Consider the following 18,974-nt stretch of genomic DNA (forward strand, 5'->3'; position numbering starts at 1 on the left):
CTTCCCAAGGAACCGGACCTGCAGAATGCTGCATAACTGAAAATGGAAAAGATAAATGACTGAAATACTAACACATAGCATATGAAGTCAAACCGTAATTGGTTGAAATCATGTGCTTAAAGAATAAGTGCGAAACTTTAATAAGTTACATATGCAAGGGCATCTACATCATGGGTCAGAAACAGTTCAAAACTTCTTTCAACCCTCCTTCCCTGGTATCCCATACGCCTCATCAAATTCCACAGCATCTCCACATATTCATTTACCACCGGTCTATGCAGAAAACCATATTGGAACGCAATGCTATCCTCCCCTTTAAACCTAGCATGCTCATCCCTCCTTTCATGAACGTATTCTTCCCAACGGGTCAGCATAAAAAAGGCCGATGCAAAAATGTCGATCCCAACGATGATCGTATTTTCCGTCTCGACAATCTCGTCATTCCCATAGATTACAGGAATATCCTTTTCGGTGGTAAAAACATTGCTAGCAAACCCAATTCTCTCCGGAAGTGCTTCTCTTACCTGGTAGGATAAAGGGGCAGGATAGCTGGAAAAAAAGCTGTCCTTGATCGCCAATTCATTCTCATGGATTTGAACAACATAATCCCGGACGGCTTCATTGATATGAAGGGAATATGATAACCCCAGATAGCCAGTGAATATAGCATCAATAATGTACTCTCTTTCAGGTACATTGTTATTTGGAATCTGAATATTAATCATGAAACGGTTCCAGGAATTATTTCCCCTTTCCCCAGCTATTGAACTATAAAACGGAGAGGCTTATTAAAGGTTTTTTGTACCCGTTGATTTACAAACCAGAGAACATATACACCGGGCGACAAAAAGGCCTGAAAAGTCATCAATTTGGTCTTTTCTCCCTCATTAATGGTATTACTGCTATCGTGGATTCTTCCGTCCATTCCCATGACATTGATATTGCTTGATTCTTCCAAAGCTTTTTCTAATTCAAGTGTAAATTCTCCAGAATTTGGATTCGGATAAATCTCGAAATCATTATACGTTGTGTCAGGTGGGTCAGGCGGATCAGAAGCATTAATGGAAATCTCTATCACATTTGAAAATGTTGACATCCCACTCCTGTCAACTGCCTCTGACCTGAGGCTATGATCGCCTGTAACATCGCTATCCCAGACAAATTTCCATACAGATTGAGAAATCATCTCACCATTGCCCAAAAATAACTCTCCATCAAGATAAAAGCTCACAGAATTCACAAAACCACTTTCATCGGCTGTTTCAGCCTGCATTACTATCTGGTCACCTTCCTCATACTCACTTCCATTCACCGGTGCAATGAGGCTGATTGACACTGATCCAAGCTCATGAGCACCGAGATCACGTGCAGAACCACTGTAGAGTAGACCCACATCAATGCCACGGTCAATTAAGTCTGAGCCCGTCACAGGTCTCATAAAAGTAATATCGGGCAACGAACCATTTGGTTTTCTGGGTCTCAAAAGCTGATCCATATCAAGACTCTCAAAATCCCCCTCTGTTACATTGTAATCGGGATTATCTGCGGATCGATGATAGGGCCCCTGGATCCATGTATTATGATCCTGGGTGATATATAAGGGATATTCGTAATTACAAGCACTAAACGCACACTGGTAATCGCTACGTTGAGCGAATATAATATTATTCCTATACACATCATGAGCAGGATCAACTCCACAATCGAAATAATTGGGGCCTGCTCCAAATCCCTGACCGTCCCCATAGGAACTATTATTGAAATAATACATCCTGGGGCCATAATCTTCACTATAAAGATTCAGCTCTGCAAAACCCGTCGCCCTGTTGCGAGCAGAGATGCAGTTCCTCGTCCATCTCTTACCATCGGTTAATACCCGGCTATAGGAGAATTTAAAACCCGTACCATCTCCAGAATATTCCCCGTAATTCCCATTATTAAAGGTCCAGCAACTATCTATCTGAATTTGTTTGGTGCTCCCGATATCATATCCGTCATCTGACACATTCCATACCCTGCAACCTCTGAGAACTGTCAGGTAGGTAGTATCATTCTCATCACCCCTGCTGGATGCCATTATGCCATCTCCATCACCACCAGGCCAGGAAACATCCAGACTATCACAGCAATTATATACATCGCAATTTATGAAATATACCGTATCGTATTCCCTCGCCCACATGCCGGCCCCGCCAACATTGTGTACGGTCATTTGTTCAAAATGAACCGTACCCAGTCGTCCTCCGCTCACCCCCACGCAGTTATGGGATGGATCCAACATTCTGACATTCCTAACCGTAAGGCCCTTAAATTTAATATAGGTGGCATTGGCTATTCCAATTCCATTGTTCCCGGTCCCTGGCTCGCTAGCATAGGTACAATCCAGTATGGGATAATTGCCTTCTGCAAAGTCGGGAGGATAGGCGAAAAAACAAATGGGATTCTCTGGCGTTCCATTATTCCCATATCCCAGATCCGGATCAATTCGTGTAACAGCATATCCCACAGAGGATTTGGTTGGAGGGTACCATGTACCGCCTCTGAAATATACCGTATCCCCGGCCCTTGCTATATTAAAGGCTCTTTGCCAGGTTGCCCAGGGCCTGGCTATATCTGTCCCGAGATTAAGATCACTTGCATAGGAACCATAAACATCATCATAAGCCGGATCCTGCACGTAAAAAACATCCTGTCCTGACAAATAAACGCTTAGGGAAATACAATATATGATAAAGACGTGTTTCATATTGACTCTAAAGATAATCCTTTACTCTAACACCTTCTGAAAATGGTCCTCCAGATTATAAGCAGGTCTCCAAAAAAGTTCATACTATGATAGTAATCCAGGTTGATTCTAACTTTATCCGGCCAAATCACCTCTTCATTGTATTTTATCGGATCCTCCACTTTTGAAAGCAGTTCCTCCTCATTCGCATACTTCAAAGATGCCGGCCCTGTTATTCCAGGTCTTAGTTCCAGGATTAATAACTCTTCCCCGGAGAGCATTTTTGCATACCAGGGCATATCAGGTCTGGGCCCGACAAGGCTCATATCACCTTTGAGAACATTCCACAATTCAGGTAGTTCATCAAGCTTAAATTTTCTAAGTATTCCACCCAATTTAGTTATCCTGCTTTCTCCTTTAATTGAAACTGTACTTCCTCTATGTTCAAGAAACATCGAACGGAATTTAACCAAGGTAAATTCCTTCCCCCATCTGCCAGCTCTCTGCTGGCGGAAGAAGACAGGGCCTGGCATCCTGATCTTAATCAGGACAGCAATCACTGCAAATAAAGGTGAAAGTATCAATAAACCCGATATGGAAACCACGATATCAAACAACCTTTTCAAGACTTAATCTTATTAATCACTAATTCTTAACGAATTCAACCAATAAAAAGTTGTTCTGGAGATGCTTTAAAATTATTATATGCTGGTTTTTTGAATGAGCCTGTATTACCAACGCATTATCCCGTGAAATGGTGGACATACAGCGGAATCCCATTCTCCATGCAGTCTCATACATGATCTGATTCATGGCCACCCCAATCCCCTTTCCCCTATACTCCTTGTCAATCAGGCGGCCGACAAAACACTTCTTATTTATGAAAAAGCGTAGAAAAAAATAACCGATGAGAAAATCCTCATCAAACACCCCCATCATCACAAAGGATTTCTTCCTGAATTGTTTGCCTATTGCATCCATATCAAAAGCATGCGGATTAAAATATTCCAGGTCGGCATGCGTTTGTTTCTTCACCAGTTCATATAACGATCTGGCATCTGGCAGGTTTAATCTCCTGAAAAAATAAGGCGATAGCAAGGCTTCTCCAATAACTTCCGCTACTTTCTGATCCATGCGCCCTTTGAAAATAAGGGTAAAAAACACATTATTTCCCCATTCAATTAAGTTCCACAAAAAGCCTAGATGATGCTTAATATAAATCAGGATTTTCTCCATACTTAAACCCTGCTTAACTCATTTTTCAGGCCCTGTTTCACCGGTAGCTGCCAAAGTAATTTACACCAATTATGATTGCCTTCGATCAATTGGGGTCCCCCTTTCGTTATAGCGATATCCCATCCTACCGATTTATTTTCTGAAGAGAACAAGGCAGCATCTTCAGCCAGTTTCATCACCTCACTCCAGAAGGGAATTTGGAATCCTTCAATCGCTATTCCGGTGACCGGGTGAATTGCCGTGTCATCTTTGGTAATATCACTATAGACACCGGGGCCACATACAATTCCTGAGCTTAGATCGACAGGGGCAGCCAGGTTGCCTGCTCCCATATTGTCAACCGTTGAATTTACAGAAATCCGGAGCCGGGCTCCCAGAAAACTGACACTCCCGTCATGTACCTGAGTGAAGATCCTTACGGTATTCAGGCCGGAAGGAGATAACTTCATTATAGAAGGGTGTTGTACCACATACTCTTCAAGCAGATCATAATCCTTCTTGGACATATAGTTAATTAGGGAGTCAGCAGTATACCCGGAAACGGAAATAACTTCCACTTCCGCACCAACCTGTCCGCGTGAATTCTTTAATACCAGACGTGCAGCAGGATCACTGAAAACTGTCTCCATGGCTTTAACATTTTCCTTCAACTCCTTCAGGCTATAATACCTACGATTAACAAATTTCCCGAAATGATCCAAAAACTGTATCTTATTTTCGAGTAATTCTCTGCTCTTTTTAGGATTCATTGCAAGCTGGTACTCATACAGATATCCTGTTCCCGCCCATGTTTTCCGGTCAGACTTTTCCAGTTCAAAAAATCGAAAATAGAAATAATCCAGTATAGATATGTTATATCTGAAAACTGCACAAACTGCATCCGCGAAAACTCTGCATCCTGGTTTTGCAGTCTTATCAGTAGCATAACGAACAAACTTCCAGAGCTTTTTATAATCCGTCTGCTTAAAATAATATAACAGATATATGACCCTTCTCATCTATTAATAGTATTCCACATTTCTATAACAATTATCTAGTTCATCAATTTCTTTCTGATCCGGCCAGAAAGGTCCAAATACCGATTCGACTTCAACAAGAGCAGGACTGAATGCATTCCATTCTAAGAGCTTAGGTTCACCTGTCTCTGTAACACATACATCCCATCCAATAATCCTGAGATAAGGGCATTGAAGATGTGCAAACTTACATTTTTCCAGGATCTTATCAAATACGGGAATCTTCAAATCCCTATAGGCAAATCCTGTGTTTTTGTGCCTACCATCATCGGGAAGTAACAACTTACCAACGTATGCAACTTCAGAAGGTACCCCCTCAGGACTGAAGTAAACAAATTGTCCACCAGATGTAAGATTGTCAACCTTTGAACCATCGCTACCAAACCTCAATGCTACGAACTTTACACTGACATTGCCCTCATGCCCTAAAAATGTCGTTACCCTAAAGGTATTTACACTATCCGGGTAAAGTTCATTAAGTGCCTTATATTGCTTAATAATTGGTTGAATTACATAATTCCGATCCTTTCTTAACAGCTCAGCACTGAATTCGTTGGAATGAACAAACTGAATCTGTTTTCCTCCCCTACCGGCTTCTTGTTTGATTACTATGAGCCCATTATATTCAGACATGATACTTTTGACCTCTTCGGTACCCAATTTCTGCATATCCGGACCGAAAAACATACCTGATACGTAAGTAACTAGCGGGATAACTGCAAAATCTTCAAAAAGCCTGTGATCCATAGTTTTCACATCGCTAAGTCTTCTGTAAATAGCGGGATTCGCTTTGGGTAAAAGGATATAACGATAATAATCAAATGGTAACCAACCTTCAACAAATTTGCCCCTGATTTCCGTGTAGAAGGCCAGATAGGGCCAGTAAGCTGAACTGCCAAATCGCTGCTTGGCGTAACTTTTAATCTGCTTCTTGATCTCCCGGTTAACAACTCGAAATCCTTTAATTCGAATAAGCTGCCTACGATTAACTCGTGCTATATATCTGGAGCGAACTAATAGCAGCCTAATGGTAAAAACTTGCCATTTACGCTTAAGTTTGAACAATCTGTTCTCTATTCTCACTTTCATGACTTATCCTGATAGAGTTTATATGATCTATTTGGAAGCTATCTCCAATTCCGGTCAATATACGCCAATTCCGGTTATAATACCCCTTTAGTTTCTTATCCAATTTCCTGCCAAAGGAATTTGCTTTCAAAAGCTTGTATAATATTCTGCCTCGCAAAGGGATCCGGTAACCCATACCCTTCTGCATAACCTGAGTACATGGTGTGCAAATCCCACAGGGTTCTCCCTTTAATGGATGGACACAAAACCAGGTTTTGGAAACAATATCACTAAATCCAAGCTTATTGTAGGATTCCAGGGTTTCCAATTTTGTCATATTATTGAGTGGTAAAGGAAACCGAAAATAACCATATAAATCCTGCAAAAACTTTTCTGACTTATCCCTGTTTAGTTCCCGATAGGCAATATAAGTTCCTCCTTGAACGGGCACCGATACTTCTGCAAACTCACTGTATTTTAAGAAAAGATATCCTAGTTTTCCCACCGGATTATGCTCGATTCCGATCTCAAGACTAAGATTGTATTGTTTAGCGTATCTTGACAACAACTCGTACTGGCGGCCAATTGGAATTTCTTCACATATTTTTTTATACGCAAAGCTAATATCTTCGTCTGCATAATTTCCTCCTGGTTAAAAACTATTATAGGAAGAAAACGGCACTTTGTTGATTCCCGTTCCTCAAGATGTTCTCTTATGGCCTTAATTGCCTGCAGCTCATTGGGAACAGATTTCTTTCTGGCCTTCATATAGTAGGGCTGTATTTCTACCTCCAGAAGTGACAACTCACAAATCCTATATGTTGAATCGAATCCTCCGGTCCAGAGTATATCAACTCTATGCATGATATAAAGAATGATTATAAAAAAATGAAAATGAAACCAAAAGTCGCAACTGCTAATACCTATGCTCAGATTTCATTATATAAGTAATTCATAATGATTCATTTACTCTATCTCCAATACCTGTTATAATACTTTTTAAGTTTCTTATCCATTTTTCTTCCTAAGGAATTTGCTTTCAACAATCTGTACAAAAGCCTTCCAGTTTGTGGTATCCGATGAGCTATTCCGGTCTCCATAACCTGGGTACATGGCGTACAAATCCCGCATGGCTTTTTGAAGATCGGATGGGCACAAAACCATGTCATAGGGATAAGCTCTTCAAAACCAAGTTTTTTATATGCTTCTATAACCTGAAGTTTGGTCAATTGAAAGAGTGGAAGTGGGAATCGAAAGTTTCCATATAGATCACACAAAAACTTCTCAGATTTTACTTTGTCCAAGGCTTGATATTTAATGAATCCTCCCCCTTTAATTGGCTTGGAGACTCCCTCAACAGATCCATATTTCTCAAATAATCCCTCTACTTTACTGTTTGGTTGATGCTCAATACCAAGCTCAATTGAAAGATTTTCTTGTCTGGCATATTGTGATAAATACTTATACTGGGTACCGATTTTATTAATCTCACATACCTTCCTGTAGGCACTAGATACCTCTTCATCAATAATAATTTCCTCCTGGTTAAAGATTAATAAAGGAAGAAAACGACACTTTGTTGATTCCCGTTCCTCAAGATGTTCTCTTATGGCCTTAATTGCCTGCAGCTCATTGGAAACAGATTTTTTTTTGGCTATCATATAATGAGCCTGAATTTCCACTTCCAGAAATGATAACTCACAAATCCTATATGATGAATCTAAGCCTCCTGTCCAGAAAATATCTACTCTTTGCATCTTGATTTAAGAAAATTATGAAAGATTAAAATAACCGGAAGTCCTTGCAGTTAGTACTTATGCTCAAACTTCCTTTTTATATAACGAAATACCTTGCTCGAATCCTGCCGGTGATAGTTTTTCCTCCAGAATTTCCTCAAAGGGATAACCAGCCAGGCCTTCATGCGAGTGAATAAGGGAAACCTGAAACCCATCCCGGCCATGACAGCATCGCTGCATGGCCCGCAGGTTCCACACGGAGAAATCTTCTTTTTAGGACGGTGGCAGAATGAGGTCCTGATTAAAATTTCGTGCCAACCACCCTTTCTGGCGATACTGAACATTTCCTTTTTCGTTAGGTTTATGGTGGGGTATCGAAAGGGTGTAAATGCTTTACACTTTTCAAAATCCTTAAAGAATGGTTTATCTCTGGTAACTCTGGTCAGCGCCACTTCAATTTCTTCGATATCGAAAGCTTTGCAATAGCAGGACATGACATCATACTGTTCTGTTACCTTGTCTAGATTCCTTAATTCATTGATATGGCCGATCACATCCTCATCCCTGGGTATCAAACCTTCGTTCACGTAGATGGTGGGAAGAAAGCGGGATCCTACTTCCGGATATTTCCGTACAATCATGCGTCTGAGATAGATCATGGTGTCAATCTCGATGCCCGTGGAAGACTCATACCTGACAAGGTAGTGAGGCTGTACGGTATTTTCTGAGGTCAGCAGCAACTGAATAATCCTGAAGGTGGAGTCGACACCACTGGTCCAGAATACATTTACAACATTGCTGTTTCCCGGTATATCAGTATTATTCATGGTGCTATAGTCTTATATTGAGCTCACTCATGATTACTTTGCTGAGCGAATCAAATTCATATGCGCCCAAAAATTTACTAAGCTTGGGTATCACTGTTTTCCTGTTAAACCAGTATGCCTGTAGTTGCAATCTTGCCTTGATGGAAGATTTTCTGACCTGATCCATATAAAAGTCCTGGAAAGGCGGGGGATCAATTTCATAGGGGTGCATGTACATATTGACGGGTCTTTTACCCGATATTTTATTCATGGCAAATTTATTCATCCCGTAGGGAAAGATGCGTAAATATCCACCCCCGCATACCGGAAATTCACGATTAAGAATGCTTAATGTGGACATGGGGGCTTCTATGATCTCAGTGCCATTCCGGAGGCTGATCCTCCTGATATCTTTTTGAAAACCAGGCCAGCCATACCTGCCCGTTCCCGCCGGGAAAATGCTGCTATCATATTTCAGGCCGGCTTCCACCAGGACTTCCAGTACCCAGGAATTTTCCTGGTTAATGGAGAATGCCGGGGCACGATGGCCAAGCACCTGCTGTCCTGAAACGTCCTCCACCTCCTGTTTAGCCCTTTTCAGCTCGGAAAATACCTGCTTCCTGTTCAGTTTATCATATCTGGTATGTGAATAACCATGGATCCCCAGTTCATTTCCACGATTTGCTATTTCCCTGACAAGTTCAGGATATGTTTCTGCCACTTCACCGAGGATGAAAAATGTTGCCTTTGTATGAAAGAAATCAAAAAGGTCCAGCAACTTCAGCGTATTCTCCTTCACCCTGTAGGTTGGTGCCATATCCCTGGCAAAGAAGTATCTCATGGCCAGATTAACAGCATCTTCCACATCAACGGTAAGGGCATGAATCATGTCAGTTCTCATGGCGTTTACGTCTGGAAAATTTCCTTCTCAACTTATTCAAGTTAACATATTGCCTGATGTTGGTCAGCACATATCCCAATGAAATAAAGGGATCATCCCACCTGAAATTCTGGTAATAGGTGTTCCTGCCGAAAAAACTAAAAAAGAATGGATCAGACTTTCTGAGCGTGCTAAAAGAAACAGCAAGCATCCATGGAAGTTCGAGAAGCATATTCCTTAAAATAATCCCCTTTTTATACGCGCCGGAGAGGACCTCTTTGCTGCCAAACACTTGTTCATAGTGAAACATGGCGACATCAATACCCGATTCAAAGACTACCCGGACCATGGCTCCGACTCGTGGATTAATCTCGATCACTTTGGCTGTATTATCTCTTTCATCCATGATAAGATCGAGGTTTGCACTACCGACCCATCCGATCTTCTCCATTAATTCAATCACAATCGATTGAATATCTGTCTGAGCTGTTGTGACACTACAACTACTTGTCCCTCCCGAAACAGGAAAGTAACGTTCTTTCCTGATTACAGCACAGAACCTGACCTTTGATTTCCTGTCACAGAATACCTCAACGGTGTACTGTACCCTGTTTGGAATATACTCCTGAATCAGCAGTGACCCATACTCCTTTTTCAGACTATTAAGTTTAAGGTCCAGTTCATGGGCATCAGATAAGACGTAAACCCCTTCCGAACCTACTCCTGTCCTCGGCTTCACCACCTGGGGGAACTGAATATCCTCAACAATCTTTTGCATATCGATTTTTTCCGGATCAATGGTATGAGGACAGGAAATACCCTTCTCCATGCAAAACTGCATGGTTAGGAGTTTGTCCGCAGCAAGCCTGAAGACCGGGAATTCAGGAACGATAATATTCGTCAATTCCTGAAGCTTTTCCTTATGCCGCGACAATAGTTTTGCAGTCTTATCCCCAAGGCCCATTACCAAATCAACTCTATGGTTGCTCAGGAAGTCTGACAAACGGCCTACTGTATCCGCTTCATCCCGGTATAATAAAGGCCAGACCAGTTTTTCGCTGGCATATCTGGAAAAGTATCCCGAACTCATCCTGTGCGGGATCACTATTGTAATAAAACAAGCTGCCCTGTACAGGGACCTGATCATAGGAAGGCACTGACTGCTGCTCCCGTCCAACACCAGGATATGCTTCTCTTTGCTTTTCTTATCCATCATACAATCTGCCTGGTGTGAAGAATAACAAACGCTTCTGGGATTTCCGATAGTAGCCCTTAAACTCAAATCCAGCCTTCTTGCAAAGGGCAATGGAAGCATGGTTCTTGTCGTGGGTCATATACCAGACGCTCCTGCCTTCGCGGTAACTCAGATAATTGGCAACAAGTATCAGATCATTAGCCAGTCCCTTGCCCCGGTAATCCGGATGGGTGTACACATATTTGAACTGGACATCATTCTTCCGCATAAACGGCCACAAATAAAAGGCAGGTACACACACAAGCGAAGAAACGACCCGCCCGTCATGCATCATCACATAGGCCCCGTATGAACTGTTCTTAAATATGTGAAAAAAATGAGCCAGGCTGAGAAGTGCCAGAGGCAAACCTGTATTGGGTGGTATAAACCTGAACAGGGAAGGCCTCCAGTCCTTGATGGAATACTCCATTCGCGTTTTGGGTGCTGTAGCTTCTTTGTCCAGCTCTTTCGAAAAAACCAGGATTCTTTTCATATATGCTCCAGCTGTTCCATAATCAAACCATAAGCTTCCTGAACCGTATATTTTTCTTCCAGGAGACGGCCTGCGTTGACTCCCATCGATTTCCGTTCGACCGTGTTCTCCGAAAAATACTTCAGCTGTTCTGTAAATGCATCCAGATCTCCGTGTTCAATGGATTTTCCGCAGGCGTATTCTTCCACGATCGTCCCAATATCCGTATTGCTGTTTACCGCGCAAAGAGCGGGTTTTTGCATATCCAGGTAACTTAGTAAGCGGGATGGGAACTGGGGGATGGTATACTTCTTGTCCAGCAATATAAGCCCCACATCACTGGTGCCAAGTAATTGCTTGAAATCTTCCGCCGGCAGGCGCTTGTATAACAGCACGTTCTGGAGATTCATTTGTTGAATCGCTTTCTTCAGGTAGGAGAAGTGGGTCCCTGATCCCCCGATGAGAAAATACGCATCTGGATAATCCGCCAGCTTCCCCATCGCCTCCACCAGGAAGGGCAGGCCGTGACCCCTGGCTAGATTTCCACTGAAAATAAACACACAGGCTTTATCCGGGATTCCATACCTGTGCCTGATGGCAGTATGGTCAATGGTTACGGGCTTATCCGTGGGCCTGATGGAATTGGGACATACCTGCACCTTCCCGGCCGGAAGATAATTGTTATGTTTCAGGAGATAATCCCTGTTCATGGGAGACATGGTCCCGAGCACATCTGCCACCCTGTAAGTAGCTTTTTCATGATAGCGAAGAAACTGCCAGATAATACTGTATTTCCGGAAAACCCCCAGGTCTACAGAACCCTGGGGCCAGATATCCTTTACCAGCAGATAGAACCTGGCCTTGTAGTTCTTCTTCAGCTTTTTAAAGAGGGCCGACAGGGTTACGGGTGGTGTGGAGGCAATGATCAGGTCAAAGCTTTCTTCTCCATAAAATTCTCTGATGGATCTCAGCATTTTACGGCCAAGAGATAATAATGTCACGGCCTTCTTCAGGTATGTCGTCTTTGCAATCCGTGCTGAAGGTATTCTTAAGACCTGAATGCCATCTTCCTTATTCAGGCTGGGTCGGGCCCCTACCGTTGCGTGGTCTGAACAGGCAACCATTACCTGATGTCCCTTACTTACAAAGGCTGTCATCAGGTCTGTATAAAGGTTTCTTTCCCCTGGACCCGGCCAGGCAATTGAAATCAAGAGGACTTTCATATTAGTTTTTAAATATCCAAAGGAGTGTCCTGGCAGCCTCCCTGACCCTTATATTGTAATCTTCGTAATGATTAATGAGCCTGTCTCTTGCTGGATAGTCTTTCAAAATCTGCATCAACTCTCCCACCTGATCAGGATCAAAGAAAGTCCCGGCCTCTCCCAGTTGCTCCATATTTACCCGCAGGTTTGATGCAATAACAGGAACCTGCAGGGATTTTGCATCTTCTATTACCGTGCTCCAGCCTTCAAACTTACTTGGCTGGATAACCGCAGCGGAATACTCCATGATCTTCAATTGATCCTTTCTGGGAATAACACCTAAAAAACGAACCTGATCCTCCAGCTTGTTCGATTCTATGATTTCATTCAGATCATTCAGGTAGGGAGAATCGGAATCCTGGGGCAGCTTCCCCGTAATGAGCAGATATATTTTATGCCCTTCCTGCTTGAGTCCGGCCACAGCCTGAAGGACTACTCTGTGATTTTTGTGTTTATGGAACTGATTGGATATAAGGTAGTAGTTTTCCGGTAAATTGTATCGGGGACGTAGATCTTCAATTAAGATATCTGGTGAATCATCTTTAATTGATACGAAACGATAAATATGAATTTTTGTCTTTTTCCTTACCCTGTAAAAAGTCTCCAGATCGTTTTTTGCATCCAGACTTGAAACCACAAAATGGTTCGTATGCCGCAAAGCTAATTTCAGCCTTGTGGTTCTTCCCAACAGCTGAATCCTCGTAAAAAACTCCGGATAGTATTTATATTGAAAATCTGCTATCCAGGACACTAATTTCACATTTGTTCTGACGGCAAGCGGATAATCCTGTAAGGGAAATACCGTATCCAGCTCGTATCTGGAGAGTATGGGGGATATAAAGACATTCCTTCTTTTGATCCATGATTGCATATGTCCTCTGGCTATGGACGGGAAATGCCATTCTACCAGATTCAAATAAGGATATTCGATATCCTTGACAAAATCCGAGAACTCGCTTCTGTAGAAAAGATAAATCTCTGGCTTTTCTTCGTTGTCCAGGTAGGAAAGTGTCCTGATAATATTCTTTATATATACGGCACCCCCCATCCAGGATGGCTCAAATTTGAGTAATATGCCCAAGCTAAGCCTTCTTCTCCGTCCGCTATGATCCATCTATCTGTCTAACTTAAGCTTACGGGATAATATTTTTTTCTCATTGGGATAATTCCATGCATCCCAGGCAAAATGTTCCCCATTGCTCCAGTTCTTCCAGCGTCTAAGATCAGAATCCAACATGATTTCCGCAAGACCTGTAAACTTTGTGTTGGGCTGCCATCCAAATTTGTCCTGGGCCTTCTTATAATCTCCTTTAAGATACTGAACGTCCACAGGTCTCATGAAACGTTCATCAATCTTAACATACTCCTGCCAGTCCAGGTTCACTGCTTTAAAGACCACTTCAAGAAACTCCCGGATTGTATGGGTTTCATTGGTGGCAATTACATAGTCATCTGCCTGGTCTTCCTGTAAAATCATCCACATGGCTTCCACATATTCAGGTGCATAGCCCCAATCCCTCCTGGCATCAATATTGCCCAGATCGATATGGTCTTCCAGGCCCAGGCTAATCTTGGCAACAGCATTGGTAATTTTACGGGTCACAAACTCCAACCCACGCAAGGGACTCTCGTGGTTGAACAGGATACCGCAGCTGGCAAAAAGGTTGTAACCCTTTCGATAGATCTTTACCATATTGTGCGCTAAAAGCTTGGATGCAGCGTATGGACTTGAAGGATCAAAGGGGGTATCCTCCGATTGATCAGTAAACAGATTGTCGCCATACATCTCACTTGTGGAAGCCTGATAAAACTTCACATCAGGAGCAATATTCCTGATCGCCTCCAGGAATCTAATCACACCTAAGCCCGTGATCTCTGCTGAGGCCAGGGGCTGTTCGAAGGAAGCTCCCACAAAACTCTGTGCAGCAAGGTTATATATCTCATCGGGTTTTGAAATCTTGATAGCCTCAGTAATGGAAAAGCTATCCAGCAAGTCGACAGGTAAGAGTTCTACTTGATCAAAAATGGAAAGGTACTGTAGTCTCCAGAAATTGGGAGTTGAAAGTCTGCGATAGGTCCCGTATACCCTGTAGCCCTTCTCCAGTAAAAGCTTTGCCAGATAGGCACCATCTTGTCCTGTTATACCTGTTATTAATGCATGTTTCATAAATGCTGGTGTTTTTTTATCCATTCATAATATTCTTTCAGCCCAAGTGCCAGATTGTAAGAAGGATTATATCCCATTCCTGACAATTTATGCAGGTCTGCCCTCCAGTTAATCGGATCACCTTCTCTTTCTTCCCCTGTAAAGGTATATTCCATCCCACCCTCGAAGTAACTGAAAAACACGGAGACGGCCTCTTCAATCCGAATCTCTATTCCATTGGCAACATTAATGGTATCCGCCGTAAAATCTGCTTTCTTAATTATTAACTCAATGGCTTTAACAAGATCAGCTATGTAGATAAAATCACGTGATTCCTTGCCGGTGCCAAAAAGATTGACTGTTTGGCCTGACCTGGCCTTCTGGTACAAATCCCAGAACAATTGCTTCTGTAAACCGATGCCATAGACTGAGAAAAGCCTCAGGGAGCAGGTCGGTATCCCATACAACCGATAGAATTCCTCGCAGATCTGTTCAGCCATCAATTTATGTAACCCATACGGAGAAATTGGATCCAGTGTTGCAGATTCTTCAATGGGCAGGCTCACCGGATTCCCGTAAACCGCAGCACTCGACAGATTTATAAACTTGCAGGAATCCTGATATTCTTTTATGGCATCCAGGATCCTGAATACGTTTACAGTATTCAAAAAATAATCCCTAACGGGATTTTTCAGAGATTCCAGGACACTGGCAGCACCTGAGCAATTAATACAGATATCAAAATCATGGTGTTTGAAAATCTCCTTGTAATCAGAATTCGATGCATCGATTAGAAAATACCCTTCCCTCTTCGAATAGTCTACCACCACATCTGCCTCGTAAATGGTATTCCCTTTCTGAGTTAAATAGGCGGATAGGTGACTTCCGATAAAGCCTTTTGATCCGATAATAATTATTTTCATTGCTAAAGATCGTTAATAAAACGGTAAAATGCCTCTCCAATCAAGTCGTGAGAAGACTTTTTTATGCTTTCCCGGGCATTGTTCCCCATGCGCTCCCGAAGGGTTTCATCTGAAATCAACTGAGCTAGTTTCGCTTCAAAGGCTTTCTCATCAAATAGCGGAATAAGGAATCCATCGTGCCCATCGCTTATCATTTCGGAAGGACCTGCCACACAATCAAAGGCGACGACAGGTAAAGCTGCAGCCATTGCCTCCCCGATAGCATTTGGAAATCCCTCGGAACTGGAAGTAAAGGCAAATATGGAGCTTCTTAGGTAAAGTTCTTCAAGATCTCCCTTCTTACCTGTAAACTGGATCTGATTTTCCATATCCAGGTTTCTTGCCAGTGCCTTCAGATTCTCCATGTTGCTTTGTTTCAGATGATCATAACCCACCAGAACAAGCTTCCAATCCGGAGGGCTAACCCTGGCAAACATCTTTATCAGCAAATCCTGGTGCTTGCTCTTGATAAAGCGGCCAACCATCAGTACCAGCTTTTCTCTTAGCTCTTCCGTTTTTCCTGAATCGGTCTGCCTGATTGGATTACCGATGACTGCAATATTGGGATGCCTGTGCTTTCTCAGGAAGATCTCTCTGGCTTTTTGGGTCTGAAATATCAGTCCCTGGGCTGAGGGATAAAGCCATTTTCTCAGCCTGTCGTGCAATTGTCCCAGGCTTTTATCGGGTTGACTGCGATCTGAGACGTAAACCGGAAATTTCAGCCTCAGGAGGGATAGCAACACGAAATTATTCCAGTATTCACCAAAGCTCAGTATCCGGTGAGGCTTAATCTTTTTGACGGTATTCCTCAGATAAAACAGCGTACGTATGGTACAGATAGTACGGTACCGGTTATCGAATTTAAAGTCGGGCCTGTATACCCGGGCCGATTCTGGAATCGGGAAAAATATTGTACGGTTAATGCCGTACAGAACCAGGTGCAATTCCACATCCTTCTTAGTGGAAAAGTACCATGCCAGCTCTGACATCACCCGTTCCATTCCTCCCGCCTGAAGGGATGGTATGATTAAACAAATCTTACTTTTTCCAAGCTTTTCCATACGTATAAATAGAAGAACTCGGGCCTACTGCTTCTCCATTCCGGCTATCAAGTCCTCGACCATCCATCCATAGGGATTAAACTTACCTGCATGCCATACCACGTCCTGATCCCAGTAGCCAGTACAGAGATCATATCCTTCTTTAGTAAACCCAAAAGAGATCTCAACAATCAGGGGTTTGCCATCCTGAAATATGAAATCATAGGCCATACATTGAACCTTCAGCCTGCTGGAAATATCAAAAGCCAATCGAATTGTATCTTCATCGAAATGCTCTTTTTCATACAACAGGTACCCACTCCCGGAGGCCCTGAAATCGTTTTCCCTGACCAGCCGTTTAATTGCAAATGCCTTATCCCCCACAACCACAACCCGGATATCATATTCATTTCCGGGTATAAAATCCTGAAAATACACATAGCCCATTTCGTTTCCGGTCAGCCTGGCATATTCAGTGGTGTGAAACAATCTGATAACCCCTTTGATCACATCCCATGTTTTCGCTTTACCAATTCTGTACTTCCTGATCCTTTCCTGTAGGTTGCTCCATCCCTCATATTGCTTAAATCCCCGACCAAAAGCCTTCTTAATTAAACGCTTAGCCCGTCTTTCTGACCTGACCAGTTTAACATTGGCGGAACCTGCGCCGGTCCTTAATTTGAATACTTTGGGAAATTCCGCTTCCCTTGCCCAGTTTAACGCTTCCTTTTTATCATAGAATACCACAGCTGGTGCCAAAGGGATATTAAATGCCTCCAGAAGATATTTCTGTCCGACTTTGTCATCGAAATGCCAGACCGTCCTGGAATCGGGAAAGACCCTTTTTCCTGAAGATTCCACAGCATACAGCAGCTGTTTAGCGAACTTGCTTTCTTTTGTTCCCTTATGATTGAAGTGCCACATAAGTGCATCACAATCAGCAAGCTGATCAATAATATCGCTTCCATAACAATCAACCAGTTTATGTGCAATATTGTGCAATTTGCAAAAGGCTATCCACCGATCGCTGAATGAGCCCTTTAACGAATGAATCCCTATCATCATCCTTTATTTTAAATGGGAAATCCAGCCTAAAGGTGGCTTTACCTTCAGGCTGTACTTCGCCAGTTCATTCCTTGATATGTCCTTTCCGTCATAAGTGAGATAAAATCCCTCATCGGATTCATCATGCGGCGCCGACAGCAGGGGTATCTTCTCCCTGGGAAAGTTCATCAAATCTGCAACAACACGATCATGAAAAAGCGAGTGATTGGAAAACAGAACCAATCCCATTGGAAGCGGGTCCGGCTCCAGGGGCCCGTCTCCCTGCCCGCCAATTATCCCATCACTTAAAGTAAATATCTGTCGTTGGGGATTTTTGTGGATCTTCCCCTGCGCATCTCCAAATACGGCAATTTTATTCAGGTCCTTCACCATTCGCCAGCTTGTGTCATTTCCATACCATCCTGCCGCAATCTGATGTTCCGGTCCGGGGCGTGACAGCCTCCACAATAAGGAAGACAGCTTTTTCCAGAACCAGAAACTAGGTTTTCCCTGCCTCCGGTTCGCCCTGTCAAGGGATAATTCTGACCAGAATCTCAAGTAGGACCTTCCGGGATAACAGTCTCCTCCGTTATCGCTTCCCCCGATCCGGTGATGCGGCAGAAAGTCCTTGTCCCCGTTGATCCCTACCAGATTCTTCATGGCACCAGTTATGGCGGTTTTCTGATGTGTCTTGACTTTAGGCAGAGATAGTATAACATCAGCCTCAAAGAACTCCTTGGCAATGCAATAGCGATGGGTACCAATGTAATGTGATGCTTCCATGCGGTCCGGATCATAATTGGTAACCCTGAATTTGGATTTACAGGGCACCGTAATAGGTTCCAGAAGACTGTCTTCACCCAGATCAAAAATCAGGTATTCCTCCATGGGACGTATTTCACCTTCTGTCCTGTTTTTAACGAAATCATAGGTCCGCCGCCGGAAATCCACCACTTCCACCGGGACCTGAAAGGCTGCGGACAGCCTGTTAATCTCCTCAGCAAATCTTGCAGAGATCATTTTGTTCCAGTTACATCCCTGAATAGGGGCATCCCCAATGCGTACACCGGCAGGCCTCATTCGCAGAATAATCTCAAGTGTGGCTAAAATGAAATTATCATTGGTCCGCAGGCAAATTTCATCATCTTCGTTTCTGGATTGCTTTACCCAGTTGGGTTTAATTAAGACATTCTTTCCTCGCACATGTGCCTCACTCAACTCGCTTCCCAGCAGTCCTTCGATGATTCGGCATAATCTTTCCCTGTCCGAATATAAATGTGATAACCGGTCCACGACGCGCTCTTCTGGCCTGTTATAGACAGGAACAATATGTACAAAGGCCGACAT

At 43.0% G+C, this 18,974-nt stretch carries 19 protein-coding genes; all 19 read right to left on the bottom strand.

Features of this window, described 5'->3' with window-relative positions:
* Positions 1-137: 137 nt before the first annotated feature.
* Positions 138-725: a hypothetical protein gene (locus P1P86_12605; protein MDF1576020.1), complete on the bottom strand. Its 588-nt coding sequence runs from the start codon at positions 723-725 to the stop codon at positions 138-140.
* A 35-nt stretch (positions 726-760) separates the two neighbouring features.
* Positions 761-2,746 (bottom strand): right-handed parallel beta-helix repeat-containing protein, encoded by a 1,986-nt coding sequence (locus P1P86_12610; GenBank protein ID MDF1576021.1) that lies wholly within the window; start codon positions 2,744-2,746, stop codon positions 761-763.
* 26 nt (positions 2,747-2,772) lie between these two features.
* Positions 2,773-3,351: a sugar transferase gene (locus P1P86_12615; protein ID MDF1576022.1), complete on the bottom strand. Its 579-nt coding sequence runs from the start codon at positions 3,349-3,351 to the stop codon at positions 2,773-2,775.
* Between the two features lie 19 nt (positions 3,352-3,370).
* The gene (locus P1P86_12620) at positions 3,371-3,961 is read right to left on the bottom strand and encodes a hypothetical protein (protein MDF1576023.1); all 591 of its coding nucleotides are present in this window, start codon (positions 3,959-3,961) and stop codon (positions 3,371-3,373) included.
* 2 nt (positions 3,962-3,963) lie between these two features.
* Entirely contained in the window at positions 3,964-4,959 is a 996-nt protein-coding gene (locus tag P1P86_12625) for a sugar-transfer associated ATP-grasp domain-containing protein (GenBank protein ID MDF1576024.1), read from the bottom strand.
* A gap of 3 nt (positions 4,960-4,962) precedes the next feature.
* Complete coding sequence (locus P1P86_12630) at positions 4,963-5,724, bottom strand: sugar-transfer associated ATP-grasp domain-containing protein (protein ID MDF1576025.1); 762 nt, start codon at positions 5,722-5,724, stop codon at positions 4,963-4,965.
* 304 nt (positions 5,725-6,028) lie between these two features.
* Complete coding sequence (locus tag P1P86_12635; protein MDF1576026.1) at positions 6,029-6,550, bottom strand: hypothetical protein; 522 nt, start codon at positions 6,548-6,550, stop codon at positions 6,029-6,031.
* Between the two features lie 466 nt (positions 6,551-7,016).
* Positions 7,017-7,802, bottom strand: coding sequence for a hypothetical protein (locus P1P86_12640; protein ID MDF1576027.1), 786 nt, complete (start codon positions 7,800-7,802; stop codon positions 7,017-7,019).
* A 50-nt stretch (positions 7,803-7,852) separates the two neighbouring features.
* Complete coding sequence (locus P1P86_12645; protein ID MDF1576028.1) at positions 7,853-8,608, bottom strand: hypothetical protein; 756 nt, start codon at positions 8,606-8,608, stop codon at positions 7,853-7,855.
* Between the two features lie 4 nt (positions 8,609-8,612).
* Positions 8,613-9,488 carry a DUF3473 domain-containing protein gene (locus tag P1P86_12650; GenBank protein ID MDF1576029.1) on the bottom strand — a complete coding sequence of 292 codons (876 nt, stop codon included), beginning with the start codon at positions 9,486-9,488 and terminating at the stop codon, positions 8,613-8,615.
* Positions 9,478-10,683: an ATP-grasp domain-containing protein gene (locus tag P1P86_12655; protein ID MDF1576030.1), complete on the bottom strand. Its 1,206-nt coding sequence runs from the start codon at positions 10,681-10,683 to the stop codon at positions 9,478-9,480. The genes P1P86_12650 and P1P86_12655 overlap by 11 nt, the downstream gene beginning before the upstream one ends.
* The gene (locus tag P1P86_12660; protein ID MDF1576031.1) at positions 10,673-11,194 is read right to left on the bottom strand and encodes a GNAT family N-acetyltransferase; all 522 of its coding nucleotides are present in this window, start codon (positions 11,192-11,194) and stop codon (positions 10,673-10,675) included. The genes P1P86_12655 and P1P86_12660 overlap by 11 nt, the downstream gene beginning before the upstream one ends.
* Positions 11,191-12,330, bottom strand: coding sequence for a glycosyltransferase family 4 protein (locus P1P86_12665; protein ID MDF1576032.1), 1,140 nt, complete (start codon positions 12,328-12,330; stop codon positions 11,191-11,193). Before P1P86_12665 ends, P1P86_12660 begins: the two co-directional genes overlap by 4 nt.
* A 67-nt stretch (positions 12,331-12,397) precedes the next feature.
* Complete coding sequence (locus tag P1P86_12670; GenBank protein ID MDF1576033.1) at positions 12,398-13,483, bottom strand: glycosyltransferase family 1 protein; 1,086 nt, start codon at positions 13,481-13,483, stop codon at positions 12,398-12,400.
* A gap of 66 nt (positions 13,484-13,549) precedes the next feature.
* A complete protein-coding gene (locus tag P1P86_12675) occupies positions 13,550-14,602 on the bottom strand; it encodes a GDP-mannose 4,6-dehydratase (protein ID MDF1576034.1) in 1,053 nt (350 codons plus the stop codon).
* Positions 14,599-15,504: an SDR family oxidoreductase gene (locus tag P1P86_12680; GenBank protein MDF1576035.1), complete on the bottom strand. Its 906-nt coding sequence runs from the start codon at positions 15,502-15,504 to the stop codon at positions 14,599-14,601. The genes P1P86_12675 and P1P86_12680 overlap by 4 nt, the downstream gene beginning before the upstream one ends.
* A 2-nt stretch (positions 15,505-15,506) precedes the next feature.
* On the bottom strand, positions 15,507-16,604 hold the full coding sequence (locus tag P1P86_12685; GenBank protein MDF1576036.1) for a glycosyltransferase: 1,098 nt from the start codon (positions 16,602-16,604) through the stop codon (positions 15,507-15,509).
* A gap of 24 nt (positions 16,605-16,628) precedes the next feature.
* Positions 16,629-17,645, bottom strand: coding sequence for a hypothetical protein (locus tag P1P86_12690; GenBank protein MDF1576037.1), 1,017 nt, complete (start codon positions 17,643-17,645; stop codon positions 16,629-16,631).
* Positions 17,646-17,651: 6 nt separating this feature from the next.
* Entirely contained in the window at positions 17,652-18,974 is a 1,323-nt protein-coding gene (locus tag P1P86_12695; GenBank protein MDF1576038.1) for a DUF362 domain-containing protein, read from the bottom strand.

It is taken from the genome of Bacteroidales bacterium (assembly GCA_029210725.1).
GTDB lineage: Bacteria > Bacteroidota > Bacteroidia > Bacteroidales.